Annotated in this window: 10 protein-coding genes; 5 read left to right on the top strand and 5 right to left on the bottom strand. The window is 72.0% G+C overall.

Features of this window, described 5'->3' with window-relative positions:
* Window positions 1-190 precede the first annotated feature (190 nt).
* Entirely contained in the window at window positions 191-1,336 is a 1,146-nt protein-coding gene (locus K6U06_RS24515) for a MarR family transcriptional regulator (RefSeq protein ID WP_316044699.1), read from the bottom strand.
* Between the two features lie 107 nt (window positions 1,337-1,443).
* On the opposite strand from K6U06_RS24515, the gene K6U06_RS07975 reads away from it, so the two are divergent.
* A complete protein-coding gene (locus K6U06_RS07975) occupies window positions 1,444-2,460 on the top strand; it encodes an ATP-binding cassette domain-containing protein (protein ID WP_262321391.1) in 1,017 nt (338 codons plus the stop codon).
* Window positions 2,450-3,295, top strand: coding sequence for an ABC transporter permease (locus K6U06_RS07970; protein ID WP_262321390.1), 846 nt, complete (start codon window positions 2,450-2,452; stop codon window positions 3,293-3,295). Before K6U06_RS07975 ends, K6U06_RS07970 begins: the two co-directional genes overlap by 11 nt.
* 9 nt (window positions 3,296-3,304) lie before the next feature.
* Here K6U06_RS07970 and K6U06_RS07965 read toward each other — a convergent pair whose 3' ends face one another.
* The 3 genes from K6U06_RS07965 to K6U06_RS07955 all read right to left on the bottom strand — a co-directional run bounded on the left by K6U06_RS07965 (window position 3,305) and on the right by K6U06_RS07955 (window position 7,077).
* On the bottom strand, window positions 3,305-4,771 hold the full coding sequence (locus tag K6U06_RS07965) for a leucyl aminopeptidase (protein ID WP_262321389.1): 1,467 nt from the start codon (window positions 4,769-4,771) through the stop codon (window positions 3,305-3,307).
* 108 nt (window positions 4,772-4,879) lie between these two features.
* Window positions 4,880-5,422: a cob(I)yrinic acid a,c-diamide adenosyltransferase gene (locus K6U06_RS07960; protein ID WP_262321388.1), complete on the bottom strand. Its 543-nt coding sequence runs from the start codon at window positions 5,420-5,422 to the stop codon at window positions 4,880-4,882.
* Window positions 5,423-5,448: 26 nt separating this feature from the next.
* Window positions 5,449-7,077: an ABC-F family ATP-binding cassette domain-containing protein gene (locus tag K6U06_RS07955; RefSeq protein WP_262321387.1), complete on the bottom strand. Its 1,629-nt coding sequence runs from the start codon at window positions 7,075-7,077 to the stop codon at window positions 5,449-5,451.
* A gap of 117 nt (window positions 7,078-7,194) precedes the next feature.
* Here K6U06_RS07955 and K6U06_RS07950 point away from each other — a divergent pair, with 117 nt between their 5' ends.
* Entirely contained in the window at window positions 7,195-8,334 is a 1,140-nt protein-coding gene (locus K6U06_RS07950) for a sulfite exporter TauE/SafE family protein (protein WP_262321386.1), read from the top strand.
* On the opposite strand, the gene K6U06_RS07945 is transcribed toward K6U06_RS07950, so the two are convergent.
* Window positions 8,284-9,510: a YihY/virulence factor BrkB family protein gene (locus K6U06_RS07945; protein WP_262321385.1), complete on the bottom strand. Its 1,227-nt coding sequence runs from the start codon at window positions 9,508-9,510 to the stop codon at window positions 8,284-8,286. The two genes, K6U06_RS07950 and K6U06_RS07945, sit on opposite strands and share 51 nt — an antisense overlap.
* Window positions 9,511-9,655: 145 nt before the next feature.
* Here K6U06_RS07945 and metH point away from each other — a divergent pair, with 145 nt between their 5' ends.
* Window positions 9,656-13,180 carry a methionine synthase gene (gene metH, locus K6U06_RS07940; RefSeq protein WP_262321384.1) on the top strand — a complete coding sequence of 1,175 codons (3,525 nt, stop codon included), beginning with the start codon at window positions 9,656-9,658 and terminating at the stop codon, window positions 13,178-13,180.
* Window positions 13,167-13,460: a DUF4031 domain-containing protein gene (locus tag K6U06_RS07935; RefSeq protein ID WP_262321383.1), complete on the top strand. Its 294-nt coding sequence runs from the start codon at window positions 13,167-13,169 to the stop codon at window positions 13,458-13,460. Before metH ends, K6U06_RS07935 begins: the two co-directional genes overlap by 14 nt.
* The last annotated feature ends 10 nt before the right edge of the window (window positions 13,461-13,470 follow it).

The following is a 13,470-nucleotide window of genomic DNA, read 5'->3' as shown; positions in this document are numbered from 1 at the left end:
GGTGGCGCGCGCCGCGCCAGTCCCGACCGCTACCGGCTCCGAACCAGCGAGTCGGCAGCCCCAGCACGCGCGCCTCGACGGGATCCACCTTCCACTCGCGTCCTGGCTGGCTCGCCATCCTCGCTCCCTCGATCCCCTCAGGTCTTCCCGTTCAAGAAGGTAGTCCCGGCGGGACGCTCCGGAGCCGGGGTCAGTCGACCACCAGCTTGCTGGCTCCGCCGCTGATGTCGAGGTCGTAGCCCGGGGCGACGTCGGCGTCGGCGTCGGGCGTGACGTCACCCGCCCAACCCCGGTCCACCCGGATCCCGTCGACGCGGACGTCGTGGGCGCCGCCGCGCACGCGGATCCGTACCGGGACCCCGGCGGGCCGGGAGATCTGCACCCGGTTGGCGCCGCCGCCGATGTGAACCGGGGTCGGGGCGACCGGAGCGGGCAGGGCCAGCTCCACCCGGTTGGCGCCCCCACGGACGTTGATTCCCGTCACCGACAGGTCGGGTAGCTCGACTCGAAGCCGGTTCGCCCCGCCGGACAAGTCGACCTCCCAGGCGACGTCCCGGTGGACGTCGACCACCGCCGGGCCGCTCCCCGCCTGCCTGCCGCGCAGCTGGGTGAGGGCCACCAGCGCGACGCGCACCCGAACGCTGACGGGGCCTTCCACCCGCCGGGCCAGGTCAGCGCCCAGATCGCCGGCGCGCACCACGACGGTCCCCGAAGACCAGGCGGTGAGGCGGAGCACCGCGTTGGAGTGGGGCGGGGCAGGAGCCGGACCAGCGGTCTCGAGGGGTCGACGCAGCTGCTCGACCGCCGACGCGAAGGCGTCACCGGCCAGCTGCAGGACCCGCAGGGCCGCCACCGGTGCGGTGGTGTCGCCCGGCGCGGGCGCGGGCGGCGGCTCGGCCCCGTTGCGAATTCCCTGCAACGCCAGAGCCAGATCGGAGACCGCGCCCGACAGCGGGGTCATGGCCTGGCGCACCTGCGGCCAGCGCGGTTCCACCAGGCTGATCACCACCCGGCGGCGGTCGTCGGGGTCGCTGCGGCGTTCCACCAGCCCCACCCGGGCCAGCCGGTCGACCACCCCGGTGATCGCCCCGCTGGTCAGCCCGCTGCGGGTGGCCAGGCGCCCTGCGGTGGCCGGCCCCTCGAGCACCAACAGCAGGAGGCAGGAGAGGTCGGTGGCGGCCATCCCCATCCGCTCTGCGAGGGCGTGGAGCAGCAGGGTTCCCTCCAGGCCGAGGCGGGCCAGGGCGCTGCCCAGTGCTTCCTCGCCCGGGGCGGCGAGGTGCGGACCGCTCTTTGGCGATGACTCCGGTCGAGCCGTCTCGTCAGACCTTGACACACCGCTCCTTTTCACTTACCTTCACGTTATCTTAGCTCCTAAGTAATCATCGCCGAGGAAGGAAAATCGTTGTGTCCCCACCCACCATCACCGATACGGTCGCCGGTGTGACCAGCGCCGCTTGGAACGGGCCCGCAATCGTCGTCGAGGGCCTGACCAAGTCCTTCGGCGACGTGCACGCCCTTAGGGGCGTCGACTTCGAGGTGCCTCGTGGCACCGTGCTCGGCGTGCTCGGGCCCAACGGCGCGGGCAAGACCACCGCGGTCAGGGTGCTCACCACCTTGCTGCAACCCGACGGCGGCAAGGCTTTGGTCGAGGGACGCGACGTGGTCCACCAGCCCGACGCGGTACGGGCGATCATCGGCCTGGCCGGCCAGTCGGCGGCCATCCAGGAGGAGCTCACCGGCCGCGAGAACCTCGAGATCATCGGGCGTCTCTACCACCTGCCGAAGGCCGCCGCCCGGACCCGGGCCGCGGAGCTGCTGGAGCGCTTCAATCTGACCGACGCCGCCGACCGACCGGCCAAGACCTTCTCCGGTGGGATGCAGCGCCGCCTCGACCTAGCGTCGAGCCTGGTGGCCCGCCCGGCGGTGCTGTTCCTCGACGAGCCGACCACCGGGCTCGACCCCCGCAGCCGCATCGGGATGTGGGAGGTCATCCGGGACCTGGTGTCGACCGGCACGACCTTGCTGCTCACAACCCAGTACCTCGACGAGGCCGACGAGCTGGCCGACCAGATCATCGTCATCGACCACGGCCGGGTCATCGCCGGGGGCACCGCCGAGGAGCTGAAGGACATGGTGGGCGGCGACGTGGTCGAGTTCATCGTCCCCGACGACGATCGCCTCGACGACGCGGCCCAGGCTGTGGCCGGCCTGAGCGACGCCGCTCCCTCGGTGGACCGCGGGGCGGGCCAGATCGCGGTGCGCGTGGGCGGGAAGGGTTCGAGCGCGGTCATCCAGGCCGTGCGCCAGCTCGACGCCGCCGGCATCGTGACCGACGGGCTGACCCTGCGGCGGCCGTCGCTCGACGACGTGTTCCTCTCCCTGACCGGCCACAGCGCCGAGGACGGAGACGCCCTGCCCGCTAATCGCCACCCAAGGAGCACCGACCATGTCGCTTAGCACCACCGCCTCCGAGCGGCGCCCCTCCGCCGCCCACGAGCTGCTCGGCTACCACCCCCCGGGCGGCAACCAGCGCCTCCGCTGGGCGCTCGCCGACGCGTTGACGTTGACCCGCCGGGACATGCTGGTCTGGCTGAGAGTCCCTAGCTTCATCGTGTTCACGATCGTGCAGCCGGTCATGTTCGTCCTGCTGTTCCGCTACGTGTTCGGCGGGGCCATCAAGGTCGACGTCAAAGGCGGCTACGTCAACTTCCTCATGCCGGGGATCATCGGCCAGAGCGCGGCGTTCGCGTCCTTCGGCACGGCTATCGCTCTGGCCCGGGAGATGCAGAAGGGGATCATCGACCGGTTCCGCTCGATGCCCATGGCCCGCTCCGCGGTCCTCGTCGGCCGGCTGCTCGCCGACACGGTCCGGCTGACCGCAACGGTGGTGGTCCTCGCCGCGGTCGGCTACGCGGTCGGGTTCCGGTTCGAAAACGGGGTCCTGCCGGCCATCGCAATGCTGGCCCTCGGCGTCGCGCTCGGCGTCTCCATCTGCTGCGTGGCGGGGTGGATCGGCCTGCTGGTCCGTGACGAGGAGTCGGTCGGCTCGGTCGGGCTGATCTGGCTGTTCCCGTTGACGTTCGTGTCCTCGGCGTTCGTCCAGGTGCAGTCGATGCCCGGTTGGCTGCAGGCGTTCGCCAACAACCAACCGGTCACGATCGTGATGGACGAGATGCGGGCCCTGGCCCTCGGCGGCCCGCTGGTCACCCACGGGTGGGAGTCCGCGCTGTGGCTGGTTGGCATCACCGCGGTGTTCGGCTACCTGGCGGTCAAGGCGTACCGGCGCCCCTGACCCCAGCCCTTACGCCCAGGCGGCGAGCATCTCGATGAGGGTGCGGGTCCCCCACCCGGTGCCGCCCTTGGTGAGCAGCCCCTCGTCGCTGTCGGACCAACTCGGCGCCGCGATGTCGAGGTGGGCCCACGACCGCCCGTCGACGAACTCCTCGAGGAACAACGCGGCGATGATCGTCGACGCCTCCGCCGCGCCGGTGGTGACGTTTTTGATGTCCGCCACCTCGGAGTCGAGACGCTTGCGGTAGGCGGCGACGAGGGGCAGCCGCCACGCCGGCTCCCCCGCCGCGTCGCCGGCGGCGGTCACCTTCGCGGCCAAGGCGTCGTCGTTGGCCAGCACCGCGGCCACGCCGGAGCCGAGCGCCACCCGCTGCCCACCGGTGAGGGTGGCCACGTCGACGATCGCGTCGGGTTCCTCCTCGACCGCCAGGCTCAAGGCGTCGGCCAGCACCAGGCGCCCTTCCGCGTCGGTGTTTAGGACCTCGATGGTTGTGCCGTTGCGGGCGACGAGGACGTCGCCGGGGCGGATGGCGGTGCCGCTCGGCATGTTCTCCGTGGCCGACACCCATGCGGTCACCGCGACCGGCAGGGCGAGGTCGGCGGCGGCCAGCGTGGCGTTGATGACCGCCGCCGCGCCGCCCATGTCGCTCTTCATAGTCATCATTCCCGCGGCGGTCTTGAGCGACAGGCCGCCCGAGTCGAAGGTGATGCCCTTGCCGACCAGGGCGACGCGGGCCCGGGGTGACCTCGGGCGGTATTCCAGCTTGATCAACCGGGCCGGCTCGACGGCACCGGCCGCCACCCCGCCCAGACCGCCCAGCCCCTCGGCGGCGATTCGGCGCTCGTCCCAGACCTCGACGCGCAGGCCCCGTTCGCGGGCCAGCTCCTCGGTCAGGGCCCCGAGGCGGGTGGGGGTCAGGTCCCGCGCCGGGGTGTTGACCCAGTCCCGGGCTCGGGCGGTGGCCTCGGCCGCCACCGCGCCGCGCCGTACGTCGTCCGCCCGGGCGCCGACCACCGTCAGCTGCTCGACCGCCCGGGGTTGGACCCGGCGCCGGCCGTCCTCGAAGCGGTATGAGCCCAGCGCGAACCCCTCCACGACCGGCGCGGCCATCCCACCCGCGGCGGCCGGCAGCGTCGTGGCGACCTTCGCCGCCGCCCCGGCGTGGCGGGCCAGCGCCGCACCGGCCCGGCGCAGCACGTCGCCGTCGACCCGGTCGCCTTTCCCGACTCCGAGCGCCACCACCGTCGTGCCGTCGTCGGCCGGCACCGCCCGCGCCTGGCCGGGACGGCCCTCGAAGCCGCAGCGGCGAAGGAACGCCACGTCGAGTCGCGCGCCGGCGCCGACGGGCAGCGTCAAGTCGTCGAACACGGGGACGCCGAGGACCTCGGCGTCGGCGGGCACCTCGTCAGCGTCGACGAAGCGGATCGGGGCGGAGCGGTCGGTGGTCGTGGCGGGCCGGGAGGCAGTGTCGGTCATCGTTCCTCTACTGGGTCTGGGTGGGGTCGGGGGTGCGGGCCGGCTCCGCGCTGCGGGCCGGTTCTGGGCTGCGCGACCGCGCTGGCTCGGGGCCACGCCGCGGCGGGCTCAGGCGCCGGCGTCGCGGGCGCGGAGGGTCTCGCCGTGCTCCTGCCACCGGGCCATGGTCCACACCAGGTCCGACAGCCGGTTGAGGTAGGCGGGAGCCAGGCTGTCGGTCATCCCCACCGCCTGCAGGGACCGCTCGGCGCGGCGCACGACGGTACGGGCCAGGTCCAGTTGGGCCGAGACGGGGTCCTGGCCGGGGATGGAGAAGTCGGTCAGCGGCGGGAACTCGGGGGTCAGCTCGTCGATGAGCGCCTCGATGGCGGCCACCATCTCGGCGGTAACGAGGGACGCGCCCGGGGTCAGCTTGTGGCGGTTGGCCGGGGCGGTGGCGACCTCGGCCATGAGCGCGTAGAGGTCACGCTCGACGCCGACCAGCATGGCGTCGAGCCGGCCTGGCCCGGCCGCGGCGCGGGCCACTCCGAGGGCGGCTTGAGCCTCGTCGATGTCGCCGTTGGCCCCGATCACCGGCGACGTCTTCGGGACGCGTCCGCCGTAGAGGAGCCCGGTGGTGCCGTCGTCCCCCTTGCGCGTATAGATCTTCACACGAGCGAATCTACCGACGGTGGGCCTCAGCCGAGGTCCCGCACCGCGCCGGCCTCGACCTCGACGGTGCGGGTCAGCGAGACGGTCTCGAGCATCCAGCGGTCGTGGGTGACCAGCAGCACCGTGCCCTCGAACTGCTCGAGCGCCTCCTCCAGCTGTTCGATGGCCGGTAGGTCCAGGTGGTTGGTCGGCTCGTCGAGGACCAAGCAGTTGGCTCCCGCCACCATGAACGCGCCCAGCTGCGCCCGGGTCCGCTCCCCCGGCGACAGCTCCGCCGCCGGCCGGTGGACGTGAGCGGCGCCGAGACCGAGTTTGGCCAGCGTCGAGCGGGCCTCCTCGGCGAGCACCCCGGTCTCGTCCATGAACCCCTGGAGCAGTGTGGGCGCCGCGTTGAACCGGGCCCGGCCCTGGTCGAGACGGCCGAAGGTCACGCCGGGCCCGATCCAGCGGCGGCCGCCGTCGAGGGGGATCTCGCCGGTCAGGGCCCGCATCAGGGTGGACTTGCCCCCGCCGTTGGGTCCGACGACCGCGACCCGCTCCGCCCAGCCGATCTCCAGGTCGACCGGCCCCAGGCGGAACATCCCCCGATCCACCGTCGCCCCGTCGAGGCGAGCCACGACGTCGCCGCTGCGTCCGGAGCTGCGCAGATCGAGCTGCAGCTGCCACCCCTCCCACGGCTTGTCCAGCTGCCCGAGACGCTCGAGCGCACGCTCTGAGATCTTGACCTTCGACGCCTGCTTCTCGGTGCGGTTCACGGAGAAGCCCCGCTGCGCCTTGTCGTTGTCCTTCGGGGCCTTGACCGCCTTGCGGACCCCCCGCTCTGACCACGAGCGCTGGGTGCGGACCCGCTCGCGGAGCCGGTCCCGCTGGCCCTTCCATTCGTCGTAGGCAGCGCTGGCCTGGCTGCGCGCCAGCGCCCGCCGCTCGACGAACTCGCTCCACCCGCCGGCGAACTCGCTGCCCTGGTGGGTGTGCTCGCCGATCTCGAGCATCCTCGTCACCGACCGGTCGAGGAACGCTCGGTCGTGGGACACCGCCACCACCGCGCCGGGCACCGACTGCACGAAGCCCTCGAGGCGTTCCAGCCCGGCGAAATCCAAGTCGTTGGTCGGCTCGTCGAGGAGGAACACATCGAAGCGGGCCAGCAGCACCGCGGCCAGACCGGCCCGGGCCGCCTGGCCGCCCGAGAGGTCGGCGATGGCCACGCCCATCCGGTCGGCGGGCAGGCCGACATCGGCGCAGACCACCGCGGCGCGGGCCTCGAAGTCGTCGCCGCCGAGCGCCAGGTAGCGATCCAGCGCGGCGCTGTAGTCGTCGACCAGGCGGTGGTCGGCGGCCATCGCCGCGGTCAGCCGGTCGAGGTCGTCGCCGGCCTCCGCCACGCCGGTACGCCGGGCCAGGTATTCGCCCAGGGTCTCACCGGGCAGCCCGTCGGGCTCCTGGGTCAACAAGCCGACCGACAGCGCCGCCGGCGCCCGCTCGACGGTCCCGGCGTCGGGCACGACCAGGCCGGCCAGGACGCCGAGGAACGTCGACTTGCCGATCCCGTTGGGCCCGACGATCCCCACCCGGTCGCCGGGCCCCACCGCCAGCGATACCCGGTCGAGGACCACCTGGGTGCCCCGAGCGAGCGCGATGTCCTTGGCCGAGAGCACCGTGGCGACGCTAGCGGCGCAGCCCGCCCGCCCGGAGCCCCCCACGGCCGCCGGCGGCGGAACCGCTATTGTCTCGAAATCCGACCTGAAAGGTCGACCAGTTCGGAAGGGATCCACGTGACGGCTCTTCACGCCGCGGCGCTCGTCGCGGCCCACGCCGGAAGCCACCAGGCCCATCACAACCCGAGCAGCTGGCTGCTGGCCGCCGCCGGTCTCCTCGGCGGTTTCGCGGTCGGCATCACCGGCATGGGGGGCGGGGCGCTGATGACCCCGATCTTGGTCCTGCTGTTTGGGATCGACGTCAAGGTGGCGATCGCCAGCGACCTGGTCAACTCGCTGGTGATGAAGCCGGTGGGAGGAGGCGTGCACCTCCGGCGGGGCACGATCCACAAACCGCTCGTCGTCCGGCTGGTGGCCGGCTCGGTGCCGGCCGCGTTCGTCGGGGCCTACGCCATCAACCGGCTGAGCGGCACGGGGGTGCAGCAGGAGGTGAAGACCGTCCTCGGCTGGGCGCTCGTCGTCGCCTGCGCCAGCCTGGTCGCCAAGTCCTACCTGAGCGCCCGCCGGCGGCGCTCCGGCGACGCCTCGCGCTCCGCGGCGGTCTCCTACGAGGTCAAGACCGCCCCGACCGTGCTGGTCGGGGTGGCCGGCGGCTTCATCGTGGGGATGACCTCCGTGGGTTCGGGGTCCCTCATGATCGTGCTGTTGATGCTGCTCTACCCGCAGCTCACCTCGAAGTCGCTAGTGGGCACCGACTTGGTCCAAGCCGTCCCGCTCGTCGCGTCCGCCGCCCTCGGCCAGCTCGCTTTCGGCCACATCAGCTTCGCCATCGCCGGGGCTCTGCTGGCCGGAAGCGTACCGGGGGTGTACGCGGGCGCCCGGGTGTCGGCCAAGGCCCCCGACGCTGTGGTCAGGCCGGTCCTGGTGGTGGTCCTGGCCGCGTCGGCCCTGTCGCTGCTGTTCGACACCGACACCCACGGGCTGGCGTGGACCGTCGGGATCGGGGTCGTGATCGGCGTGGCGTTGTGGGGCGCGGCGGACGCGACGCTGCGCGCCCCCGCCGAGTGGAGCGCAGCGGGTGCCTCCCGGCTGCGGTGGGTGAGCGTGATGGCGATCGGGGCGCCATTCGGGGTCGGCCTGGCGGCGGCGGTGGTGTACTTCGCCGTGGTGCGCCCGGCCCTCACCGCGGCGTCGAGCGCGGGAGGGTCAGCGGCGCTCGTGGGGGTCGGCGACGGGGACCGGCTCGCGCCGCGGTGACCATCGCAGTCGGCGGAAGGCGTCCCGCCGGCGCCGCCTGTCAGGGGCGGTGGCCGGCTCCCGGCCGGCGGAGGGTGGCGGCCCCAGCGGCCCGGCCGGCGACGCCGCCGGCCCCGACGCCGCCTCGGGCGGGGCCAGGTAGGGGGACGCGCCGCCGGCCGCCTTCAGCCGGGAGCGGGCCCGGCCGTCCTCGGTGGAGCGGACCGGGTGGAGGGCGTCGATGGCCGAGTTGATCTCCGCGCCGAGAAGCACCGCGAGGGCGGTGAAGTAGAAAAACAGCAGGCCGGCGATCGGCGCGGACAGCGAGCCGTAAGCGGAGCGCTGGCGGAAGCTCGAGGTCAGGTAGGCCCGAACCGCGAAGCTGAAGAACACCCACAGCACCATGGCGACGGTGGCCCCCGGCAACCCCCGCCGCCAGGCCACCCGCACCGGCAGGCACGCCTTGTAGAGCATCGACAGCACCGCGACGGAGCCCACCGCGATGACCGGCCAGTACATGATCTGCACGGTGAGGCGGACCTCGTCGTGGACGTTGCCCGGGAACATCTGGGTGATCAGGTCGGGGCCGAGCGCCAGCGCAGGCAGCAGCACGATCCCCGCGACCAACGCGCAAAGGTAGAGCCAGAGGGCGACCAGGCGGCTGCGCACGGCGCCGCGCAACCCTCGCATCCCGTACGCCACGGTGATGGTGTTGACGTAGTCGCTCATCGCCGTGGATCCGGACCAAAGCGAGATCACGAACCCGATCGAGACCACCTCGAGGTGGCCGCGGGCCAAGACCTCGTTGAGGATCGGCGCGACGTCGCTGCTGACGGTGGCCGGAGTGAGCACGTCACCCGCGGCCCGCAGCACGTCTTGGTGCACCCTGCTGACGGTGGTCGCCCCGATCACCCCCCTCAGGTAGCCGAGCGCACCGAAGATGGCGAGGAGCATCGACGGCAGGGACACCAGGGCCCAAAACCCGGCCTCCGCCGCCAGCCCGAGGATCCGATCCTCGAAGGTCTTGTGCCAGATGAGGGCCACCACCCGCCACGCGAAGCGGCGGGACAGACGCCCGGGTCCAGGCGCGCCCGTCGGGGAGCCGGCCGTGGGCGCCCAGGGACGGGCCACACCGGTTCCGTCCCCCTCGTCGGCCTCGGACTGCCTGCCGGCTTCGCTCATCGCCTTTCTTGCCACTCGGTTCGGGCTCCTCGCGACGCCGCGGTCGCAGCCTCCTCCATCATGCCCCACCGGCTCCCCGACCAGGCCGGACCGCTCCGCTCCCGGCAGGGAACGGTCCCGGATCGGAGGCCACACAGGGACCAGCCAGTAGCCTGTCGGGATGGGTCGTTCGTATCTGGAAGCCGTCCGCGAGCGTGTGGTCGTGTTCGACGGCGCGACCGGCACGAACCTGCAGCTGCGCCAGCTAGGGCCCGACGACTTCGGGGGCCCGGCGTTCGAGGGCTGCAACGAGATCCTCGTCTCGACCCGGCCCGACGTGGTGGCGGACTTGCACCGGTCGTTCTTCGAGGTGGGCTGCGACGTGGTCGAGACCGACAGCTTCGGGTCGCTGCCGTGGGTGCTCGCCGAGTACGGCATCGCGGAGCGGGCCGAGGAGTTGTCCCGCCGGGCGGCGCGCATCGCCCGGGAGGTGGCAGACAGCTACGGGCCCGACCGTTTCGTCGCCGGCTCGCTCGGGCCGGGCACCAAGATCGCGTCGCTCGGCCAGATCACCTTCGCCGAGCAGCGCGACGGCTACCAGGTCGCAGCCAAGGGGCTGCTCGACGGTGGCGTCGACTTGTTCATCATCGAGACCGTCCAGGACCTGCTCCAGGCGAAGGCCGCGATCATCGCGTGCCGGCGGGCCATGGCCGAAGCCGGCCGCCGGGTCCCTATCCAGGTGCAAGTCACGATCGAGACGACCGGACGGATGCTCATGGGCACCGAGATCGGTGCAGCGCTCACCACCCTCGACGCCCTGCGCCCCGACGTGGTCGGCCTGAACTGCGCGACCGGGCCGGCGGAGATGAGCGAGCATTTGCGCTACCTCGCCGCTCACGCCCGGATGCCCATCTCCGTTCTGCCCAACGCCGGCCTCCCGTCGGTCGTCGACGGGAAGATGCACTACGACCTGACGCCGGCCCAGCTCGCCGAGCACCACTCCCGGTTCGTGAGGGAGTTCGGCATCTCCGTCGTCGGCGGGTGCTGCGGCACGACCCCCGACCACCTCCGGGCGGTGGTCGACGCGGTCGCGGGCCTGCAGCCCGCCACCCGCCATCCCGACTGGGAGCCCGGGTGCGCTTCGATCTACAGCCACGTCCCCTACGACCAGGCCCCGTCGGTGCTCGTCGTCGGCGAACGGACCAACGCCAACGGGTCCAAGAAGTTCCGCGAGGCCATGCTCGCCGACGACTGGGACACGTGCGTGGCGATGGCCCGCGACGCGGTCAAAGGCGGGGCCCACGTCCTCGACGTGTGCGTCGACTACACCGGCGAGGACGGCGTCTCGGACATATCCGAGGTCGTCAGCCGTTTCGCCACCCAAGCGACCCTGCCGATCATGCTCGACTCGACCGAGCCGCAGGTGATCGAGGCCGGCCTCGAGCGCATCGCCGGCAAGCCGATCCTCAACTCCGTCAACCTCGAAGACGGCGACGCGCCCGGCACCCGCCTGGACCGGTTCTTGACCCTGGCGGCGGAGCACGGCGCCGCGGTGGTGTGCACCTGCATCGACGAGACCGGCCAGGCCCGCACGCCGGAGCACAAGCTGGCCGCCGCCAAAGCGATCCACGACCTGGCCGTCAACCGTTACGGGCTGGCGCCCGAGGACCTCATCTTCGACCCGCTGGCCCTCACCCTCGGGACGGGGATGGAGGAGAGCAGGGGCGACGGGATGGCCACGCTGGAGGGCATCCGCCGCATCAAAGCCGAGCTGCCCGGCGTGCGCACCATCCTCGGCCTGTCGAACATCAGCTTCGGCTTGGCCCCCGCCGCCCGTCACGCCCTCAACTCCGTGTACCTCCACGAGTGCCAGCAGGCCGGGCTGGACGCGGCCATCGTCCACGCGGCGCGCATCGTGCCGCTGTCGAAGCTGGATCCCAGGGCGGTGGAGGTCTGCCTGGATGTGATCTACGACCGTCGGGACGCGGCGAAGGGCTACGACCCGTTGTCGGAGTTGCTGCGGATGTTCGAAGGGGTCTCGTCCGCGACGCTGGTGACCGAGGACCGCAGCGGCTGGAGCGTCGAGCGCCGCTTGGAGCAGCGCATCATCGACGGGGAGCGCGACGGCCTCGACGCCGACCTGGCCGAGGCCCTCGACGGGGGCTGGAAAGCCCTCGACGTAATCAACGGGCCGCTCCTCGGCGGCATGAAGGTCGTCGGCGAGCTGTTCGGCTCCGGGCAGATGCAGCTGCCGTTCGTGCTGCAGTCGGCCGAGACCATGAAGTCGGCGGTGGCGTGGCTCGAGCCGCACATGGACAAGGCCGACGCCGGCGGCAAGGGCCGCATCGTGCTGGCCACCGTCAAGGGCGACGTCCATGACATCGGCAAGAACCTGGTCGACATCATCTTCACCAACAACGGCTACGAGGTGCACAACCTCGGAATCAAGGTGGCGCTCCCCGACATGATCGCAACGGCCAAGCGGGTCGGCGCCGACGCCATCGGCATGTCCGGCCTGCTCGTGAAGTCGACGTTGATCATGCGAGAGAACCTCCTGGAGATGAACGAGCAGTCCCTATCGGACCTGCCGGTGATCCTCGGCGGCGCCGCGCTCACCCGCACCTACGTGGAGCGGGACCTCCGCAGCGAGTACAAGGGCCGATTGTTCTACGGCAAGGACGCCTTCGAGGGACTCCACACGATGGACAAGCTGATGGAGTTGAAAAAGAGCGGGGTGGAGGACCCGGACTTCGGCCGGGCTCTCGGCGGGCGCGAAGGAGCCCGCAGCCGGGCGGCCGCGGCGCAAGAGGCAGCGACGGCCGGCGCCGCCGCGGCGGCGACCAGCTCCCGGCGCTCCCCCACCGTCGCGACCGACAACGAGGTCCCGGTCCCGCCGTTCCTCGGAACCCGGGTCGAAAAGGGCATCCCCCTCGACGACATCGCGGCGTACATCAACGAGACGGCCCTCTTCCGCAACCAGTGGGGCTACCGGCCGGACAAGTCGAAGGGCGAGAAGGACCCCGAGTTCAAAGAACGGATCCGCGCCGAGCTGCGAGCGCAGCTGGCGGCCGCCCGGGCCAGCGGGGTGCTGCAGCCGGCAGTGGCCTACGGTTACTTCCCGGTCAACAGCGACGGCAACGATCTCATCGTCTGGTCCGACGACACCCGCCGGGTCGAGCGCACCCGGATCACCTTCCCCCGCCAAGCCGCCGAGCCGTGGCTTTCGATCGCCGACTTCTTCAGGCCTGCGGACTCCGGTGACCTGGACTTCGCGGCGATGCACGTGGTGACCATGGGCAACGCGGTCTCGGAAGAGACAGCGCGGCTTTTCGCCGCCAACCGCTACCAGGACTACTTGTACCTCCACGGCCTCGGCGTCGAGATGACCGAGGCCCTCGCCGAGTACTGGCACCATCGGATCCGCGAGGAGTGGGGCTTCGTCGGGGAGGACGGGCCGTCCATCGCCGGCCTGTTCCGCCAGCAGTACCGAGGCGGCCGTTACTCGTGGGGCTACGAGGCGTGCCCGGACCTGGAGGACAACGCGGTGTGCGCGGAGCTGGTCGGCGCTGAACGCCTCGGCGTGGAGGTCAGCGAGGAGTCCTCCTGGCAGTTCCACCCCGAGCAGACGACCGCGGCGATCATCTGCCACCACCCGCAGGCCAAGTACTTCGTGGTCCGCCAGACCACACCAGTTGATCCTGGTTGACCAGGCCGTCTGGCCGTGGCGGGGCCGGCGTTGGGCGCACCTGGTCAGCGACGAGTCCTACGACGAACTCCACCTGTTCGCGGCCCGGCTGTGGATCCCCCGCCGGGCGTTCCAGGGTGACCACTACGACATCCCGAGCGAGCTGCGCCAAGTCGCCATCGGCCTAGGCGCCGCCGCGGTGGACAGCCGGGAGCTGGTGGTCAGGCTGAAGGCGGCCGGCCTGCGCCGTACCCCGCCGCGGCCTGCGGCTAGGCGGGCAGCCGGCGGGCGCCGGCCGTGACCGCCCACGG

This window comes from Acidiferrimicrobium sp. IK (genome assembly GCF_025499425.1).
Taxonomy (GTDB): domain Bacteria; phylum Actinomycetota; class Acidimicrobiia; order Acidimicrobiales; family Palsa-688; genus Acidiferrimicrobium.
This window is presented reverse-complemented; position numbering and strand designations above follow the sequence as displayed.